Source organism: Haloactinopolyspora sp. (assembly GCF_027324685.1).
Lineage (GTDB): Bacteria > Actinomycetota > Actinomycetes > Jiangellales > Jiangellaceae > Haloactinopolyspora.
This window is the reverse complement of the sequence record NZ_DAHVSH010000022.1, coordinates 70,668-77,202: the sequence shown is the minus strand read 5'-3', so window position 1 is coordinate 77,202 and position 6,535 is coordinate 70,668. Positions and strand designations below refer to the sequence as shown.

Sequence of the window (6,535 nt, the reverse complement as noted above, 5' to 3'; positions counted from 1 at the left end):
GCACCTGCCGCGGACATGTTCGTCGACGTCGGCGGGCGCTGCGTGGTCCCGGGGTTCGTCGACAGCCATGCGCACCTGGTCTTCGCCGGCGAGCGCTCGGCGGAGTTCGCCGCCCGGATGAGCGGTGAGCCGTACCGCGCCGGTGGCATCCGCACCACGGTCCAGCACACTCGGGCGGCCACCGACGAGTCGCTCGCCCTGAACCTGGCGTCGCTGATCGCCGAGATGCACCGCCAGGGAACGACCACCGTGGAGGTCAAGAGCGGGTACGGGTTGACCGTCCGAGACGAGGCGCGCGCGTTGTTGCTGGCCAGCCAGCACACCGACGAGACGACCTTCCTGGGTGCCCATGTCGTCCCGTCGGAGTTCGAGCAGGACCCGGTGGCCTACGTCGACCTGGTGACCGGTCCCATGCTGGAGGCCTGCGCGGCGCACGCCCGCTGGATCGACGTGTTCTGCGAGTCCGGTGCGTTCGACGCGACCGCGTCGCGTGCGGTCCTGACCGCGGGCATCGAGCAGGGCCTCGGCGCGCGAGTGCACGCCAATCAACTCGGGCCGGGGCCGGGGGTTCAGTTGGCGTGCGAGCTGGGGGCCGCCAGCGCCGATCACTGCACGCATCTCGACGATGCCGACATCGCGGCGTTGGCGTCGTCGGACACCGTCGCCACGTTGCTGCCCGGCGTCGAGTTCTCCACTCGATCGCCCTACCCCGACGCTCGGCGTCTGCTCGAAGCCGGCGCGACCGTCGCGTTGGCCACCGACTGCAATCCCGGCTCGTGTTTCACGTCGTCGATGCCGTTCTGTATCGCCCTTGCGGTGCGTGAGATGGCGATGACGCCGGCCGAAGCCGTGTGGGCGGCAACCGCTGGAGGTGCAGCGGCGCTGCGTCGCGACGACGTGGGGCGGTTGAGCCCTGGTGCGCGGGCCGACCTCGTCGTGCTCGACGCGCCGTCATACATCCACCTGGCCTACCGTCCAGGCGTGCCCCTGGTCACCGACGTGTGGAAAGACGGCCGGCGGGCCTGAACGGCGCACAAGGTTCGCCATACCTTCGCAAGGTTAGGCACGACTCGCTAGAACAACGCTCTGAGCTGCGATAACGTCGAGGCATGAAGCTCAACGACACGATGGAGAAGGCCTTTTCCGAGCAGATCACGCTGGAGCTCGAGTCGTCGGTCGCCTACCTGCAGTTGGCCATCGCGCTCGACGACGCCGACCTGCCCGGTATGGCGTCGTGGATGCGGATCCAGTCGGACGAGGAGCGCACCCACGCCGCGAAGTTCATCGCGCATGCCACGGCCCGTGGCAACCGGCCACAGATCGGCCAGATCACGGCGCCTACCGACCCCGGCGCCGGCGTAGCGCGAGCCTTCGAGGCTGCGCTCGGGCACGAGCAGAAGGTGTCGGAGTCGATCCGGGCGCTCTACCGGCTGGCGCTGGCCGAGCATGACATCGACAGCCTGCCGCTGCTCAGCTGGTTCCTCGAGGAGCAGATCGAGGAGGAAGCCACCGTCTCGGAGATTTTGGGCCGGCTGCGGCTCATCGGTGACGACGGCCCCGGGCTCCTGCGCATGGACGAAGAGCTCGGCAGCCGCCGGGCAGAGAACTAGCCTCGCTGCGATGCAGCGGGTGATCAGGCTGATCGCGGCGGTCGCTGTCGCCGTGGCCCCAGCGGTGATCGCGGTGGCCTGGGTTCGCGCGCAGCGCGACCGGTTGCCGGCCGAGCTGGCGACGCACTGGAGTGGTCGAGGCGGTCCCGACGGCTTCACCACGCGAGAGGCGTTCGCGACCGGAATCGGCGCCGCGGCAGCGGTGACGGTGGGGATCACCTTGGTGTGGGCGTTGGCGTGGAACCGGGCGGCACGGGCCCTGGTTCGCGTGATCGGCCTGGCGGTTCTGGCCGGGGTGAGCGGAACCATCGCCGGGCTGGCGGTGATGGTCGTCGTGCCGAACCTCGACCTCGTCGACCCGGCCACCGCCAGCGTCGGGCCGGAGTCAGCGCTCCTGCTCCCGCTGATGCTGGGGCTGCCCGTGGTGACGTGGTGGGTACACGGTCGGCCGCCTCGCGACGCCGGCGGTACAGCTCGTCCGGTTGATCCGGCGTTGCCTCGGGGCACGGGAGCCACCGCGTATGTCGAGACGTTCACGCCCTGGCTGCTGGCCATCCTCCTCTTCGTGGTCGTCGCTGCGATCGGTGTTCTGATCATCGCGGCCGGCCTGCCGTGGGTCGGGGCCGAGCTGGTGGTGCTGGCCGCAGGGGTGGCCTGGATGACGCGGTGCACGATCCGCGTCCGCGAGGTCGACGGGCTGACGCTTCGCGGCGGTCCGGTGAGCGTACGGGTCCCCGTGCACGAGTTCGCCGGGGCTCGCGTCGTGGTGAGTATCGATCCGTTCAGCGAGTTCGGGGGCTGGGGGCTGCGGGTGGTTCCCGGCGCTACGGCGTTGGTGACCCGGCGTGGGCCAGGGGTCGAGCTCACCCGCGCCGACGGACGCCGTTTCGTGATGACGTCCGCCGACCCCGAGGGACTCGCCGGCGTGCTCAACACCCTGGCCGACGGGCGAGTTTCAGGCTCCTCAGCCCCCCGCTAGCCGCGCGGCGACGTCGTCGGCCGCAACCGCGGTGGCCGGACCGTTGAACACGGCGTTGGTCACCACGGTCCAGGTGACACGCGGCCAGCTGCGGAACGTGATGTCCGCCCCGGCCACCGTCGCCACACCGTCGCCGACCTCGACGGTCACGATGTTGGCCAGACCGTGCAGCGCGTCCTCGCCGTGGGCGTATCCACTGGCCAGCAGCTCACCGTCGGTGGGGTACGACGACGCCACGGTCGCGGTGTCGTCGGTGACCTCGTAGGCGGGGCTGTTGTAGTACCAGACCGGCCAGGACGCCGGCATGCCCCACGTCGCCGGAGACGACGGATCGAACTGGGCGTTCAGCAGTGTGCCCGGTGCGTTGAAGGCTTCACGCTTGGTCGGCGTGGCGTTGGCGAGCGGCAGGTCCAACAGGTCGCGCGCGGTCTCGGCCGCGGTACCGACGGCTACCAGGTTGCCGCCATCGGTGACCCAGTCGGCCAGGGCCTGCCAGCCCTGCTCGCCGACGCCGCGCGCCCAATGGAACCGCTCCGGGTACTTCGCGGGATCGAGGCCTTCGACGATGCGTTTCCGGGTGACCCCCGGCGCGATGAGGATCGTGTCGAACTCACTCAGGTCGGCGTAGTCGTCGGCCTCGACGACCTCGTAGTTCAGGCCGTAGGTGTCGGCGAGCCACATGAGCCAGCCGCCGGGCATGTTGTTCGCTCCCCGGATGAGCCCGATCGTGGTCGACGGCTCGAGCTCCAGCGCGTCGACCGCCGGTGCGGTGTCGACAGCCGTGACCGGCAACGCCGTCAACTCGGACACCTCGGCGAGGACGTCGTGCGCCGCTTCACCGGCCGGCACGACGACCGTGCCCGGGGCGTACTCGTCGCCATCGACGTCGAAGCCCGCCGTGGCCCGCAACACGGGCACGTCGTCGTCCTGGAGCGCGGTGATGACGTGAGCCAGGCCGTACGTCGTCGGCGAGACCAGGTACGCGCCGCCCGGTGGAGCGACGTCGGGCGCGGGCGCCGTGACGTCGTCGGCCGTCACTCGTTCGGTCCGTGCCACCCGGACGCCGTCGGCCGGGTGCACGTCGAGGCCGAGCAGCATGCCGAGATTGTCCGTGGTCTCGCTGTAGGGCATGATCAACGGGCAGTCGGCGCACTTGCGTGCCTGGTCCGGGTACTCGTCGATCTCCAGCACCTGGTCGACCCAGCTGCCCATCGGCTGCTGCGACCAGATCACGTACGAGCCCGCGGGGTAGGTGTCGCGTCCCACACGCACGGTCGACAGGGCGCGGTCGACCTCGACGTCGGCGATGTCGAAGATCTCGACGAGCTGCTTCACCGCGTACGGGTCGCGCTGGTCGGCCGGAACGATGTAAGCCTCCGGGCCGTCATCGGGTTCCATGTTGCGCTGGTTGACCCGGTAGAGGTGGTTGAACAGCCAGTCGTCGGCGTCCTTCGCGACGCTCTGCAGGCCGGTGTACATCGACAGCTTGGCGTACTCGACGATCTGCTCGAGCGTCCACTCCTGGTCGGTGTACGGGTCGAAGGTGCGCATGGTGCGGTCGGTGGCCCCCGGCGGCGTGCCGTCGTCGTTCGAAAACGGCAGCGCGAGGTCGCGCACGGAAGCGATCTCGTGCAGGAACAGCGACGCGCCGCGATGCGGGCCGGTGCCGAACACGTCGGCGTTCCAGAAGATGCCGTACGCGTCGTCGGTGCTGACTCCGGGCAGGCTCTCTTCGGCTGCGGCGTTCGCGATCTCGGCGCCGAGGGCGTTGGCGGCTGAGATCACGATGGAGTCGACATTGGGGCCGAGCGGCTCGTCGAACGGCGGCAGCCACATGCGTGGGTTGTTGGCGCCGGCCTGATGCATGAAGTGCAGGATGACCGGACGGTACTTCTGCTCGAGCTCGGTGCGAATGCGCGACTCGGCCTGCGTGAAGAAAATCCAATCGCGATTATTGTCATGGCCGACATACTTGTGATAGAGGTCCGGATAGACGCGGTTGTAGTCGGTGCCGGCCGTCTCATTGAAGTAGTCGACCATCAGGTGCTGCCCATCGGGATTCGCCGAGGGAACCACCAGGATGACGAGATTGTCGAGCACATTCTGTACCGACTCCGACCGTTCGGTGGAAAGCCGGTGTATGACGTCGATCAACGCCGGAAGATTTCCGACCTCACTGGAATGCAGCGTCGCCTCGAGGTAATAGACGGGAACGCTCTCGGTGGCGAGCGTGCGCGCCTGACTCTCGCTCAGCCCGGAGCGCGGGTCGGCAAGGCGCTGATTGATCTCCAGGATCTCGTCGAGGCGCTGCAGGTTCTCCGGTGAGCTGACCCGCAGGATCGGGTAGTCGTTGCCCATGGTCGTGGTGCCGGCTACGTCGTACTCGACCGAGTCGGATTCAGTGGCGACGAGTTGGAAATAATCCTTGACGTCGTCGAAAGATGCCAGCTTGCCGGTGGTGCCCATCTCGAAGCCGAAGAATTCCTCCGGGGTGGGAATGTCGGCCGCCGCGGCATCGGCGCTGCCGCCGACTCGCACATCACCTGGTGCGACGACTAATGCTGCGGCGCCGAGGGTGACGGCTGTGAGACCTACCAGAACGCGCTTGGCTGACATCCGTTTCATGTGACGAACCTCCGTGCATTCCGCCCGGCAGAGTTCGACGTACGCTAGCGAGGCCTATGACGGCAGTCAATGCTGATGACAAGTGGCAAGATTGCGTGAAGCAAGCGGTGGAATCGGTTGGCTGACAGCGGGCGCGTCGATCAATGCGGCGGACCGGCCAAGGCGCGGGCGTTGCGAGACATCGTCGCGGCCAGCGCTTCGAGCGGGCCACGGCCGACGAAGCGCCGCCAGGGGACGGCGATGGCGAAGGCGACGACGATGTGCAGGGCGTAGGCGTGAGTCGTGGTCGGCGGCAGCACCGTGGTCAGCAGGACGACGTGCAGGCTGTACAGCGTGAACGTCATGCTGCCGACTGCGCCGAGCGGGCGGAGCACGACCGCCGCCCGCGGCGCGAGCAGCAGCATCAGTCCCAGCACGGCCGCCGCCGTGCCGATGGTGTGCAGGAGGTCGAACGGGGTCGCCGTATGCGGGGACGACACCACGAGCCACCACCAGCTCGTGGTCGGGGTGGTGCCGTAGAACGACGTGGTGAGCACGACGTCGGCGAAGTCTCCCGGGCTCGCCGGATGCCCGCCGAGACCGGCCTCGGCCAGGCGCTCGCGGACGCCGCTGTCGAGGATGATCCATGACGTTGCCCAGGTGGCGGCGGCCAGTGCCGCCCCACCGCCGAACAGGGCACCGGCGACCCTGGGTGAGTTCAGCGCGAGGCGGCCCAGGCCCATGCCGGCCAAGGCATAGGCCATCCAGGGGAAAACGGGGTAGTACCCGGTGAACAGCAGCTCGCGGATCAGGGTCGCGGGAGCGGCCAGCGAGTCCAGGGTGGGATTGTCGTAGGAGGCCGCCGGCTGGTCCACGCGCCAGGCATGGCTGACCAGCGGGGCCAATACGGCCCAGGCCGCTGCCAGCGGCAGCAGCATGCGCGGGCCGAGCCCGAGAAACGGCACTGCCAGCAGGAACAGCACGCCGTAATAAGCCAGGATCACTGCGACCCCGGAGTCGAACGAGCCGAGCATCATCCCGACCAGGAAGATCACCAGCGCTCGCGCGCCGACACCGAGCCGCGCGGCCAGCAGCTCGCGCCCGGCCGGAGGGGTGCGACCGCCGGCGACCAGTGCGAGGCTCACCCCCGCCAGCACGGCGAACAGGGCGGAGGATCGCCCGCCGGCGATGAGTCGCGAGGCGGAGAACTCACCGTCCTGCGTCAGGGCGGGGATGACATGGACCGACATCATCCCCAGGAGCGCGACGCCCCGTGCGGCGTCCACCCCCAGCAGTCGTGCCCCCGCAGCGGTCGTCTTCGCTCCGACGCTCATGACTCGAC

At 69.0% G+C, this 6,535-nt stretch carries 5 protein-coding genes; 3 read left to right on the top strand and 2 right to left on the bottom strand.

Annotated elements, in window-relative coordinates; translation table 11 throughout:
• The 3 genes from hutI to M6444_RS03485 form a co-directional block, all read left to right on the top strand.
• A partial coding sequence (gene hutI / locus M6444_RS03495; RefSeq protein ID WP_298323242.1) for an imidazolonepropionase occupies window positions 1–1,026 on the top strand: 1,026 nt, incomplete at its 5' end.
• A gap of 83 nt (window positions 1,027–1,109) precedes the next feature.
• Window positions 1,110–1,610: a ferritin gene (locus M6444_RS03490; RefSeq protein ID WP_298323241.1), complete on the top strand. Its 501-nt coding sequence runs from the start codon at window positions 1,110–1,112 to the stop codon at window positions 1,608–1,610.
• Between the two features lie 10 nt (window positions 1,611–1,620).
• Entirely contained in the window at window positions 1,621–2,589 is a 969-nt protein-coding gene (locus M6444_RS03485) for a hypothetical protein (protein ID WP_298323240.1), read from the top strand.
• Here the strand turns inward: M6444_RS03485 and M6444_RS03480 are convergent.
• Window positions 2,575–5,214: a M14 family zinc carboxypeptidase gene (locus M6444_RS03480; protein ID WP_298323239.1), complete on the bottom strand. Its 2,640-nt coding sequence runs from the start codon at window positions 5,212–5,214 to the stop codon at window positions 2,575–2,577. The genes M6444_RS03485 and M6444_RS03480 overlap by 15 nt on opposite strands.
• Before the next feature lie 140 nt (window positions 5,215–5,354).
• On the bottom strand, window positions 5,355–6,527 hold the full coding sequence (locus M6444_RS03475; protein ID WP_298323237.1) for a heparan-alpha-glucosaminide N-acetyltransferase domain-containing protein: 1,173 nt from the start codon (window positions 6,525–6,527) through the stop codon (window positions 5,355–5,357).
• Window positions 6,528–6,535: the final 8 nt, after the last annotated feature.

Coding starts and splice junctions, on each gene's coding strand:
- M6444_RS03485 (WP_298323240.1), top strand. CDS start 1,621: ATGCAGCGGGTGATCAGGCTGATCGCGGCGGTCGCTGTCGCCGTGGCC.
- M6444_RS03480 (WP_298323239.1), bottom strand. CDS start 5,214: ATGAAACGGATGTCAGCCAAGCGCGTTCTGGTAGGTCTCACAGCCGTC.
- M6444_RS03490 (WP_298323241.1), top strand. CDS start 1,110: ATGAAGCTCAACGACACGATGGAGAAGGCCTTTTCCGAGCAGATCACG.
- M6444_RS03475 (WP_298323237.1), bottom strand. CDS start 6,527: ATGAGCGTCGGAGCGAAGACGACCGCTGCGGGGGCACGACTGCTGGGG.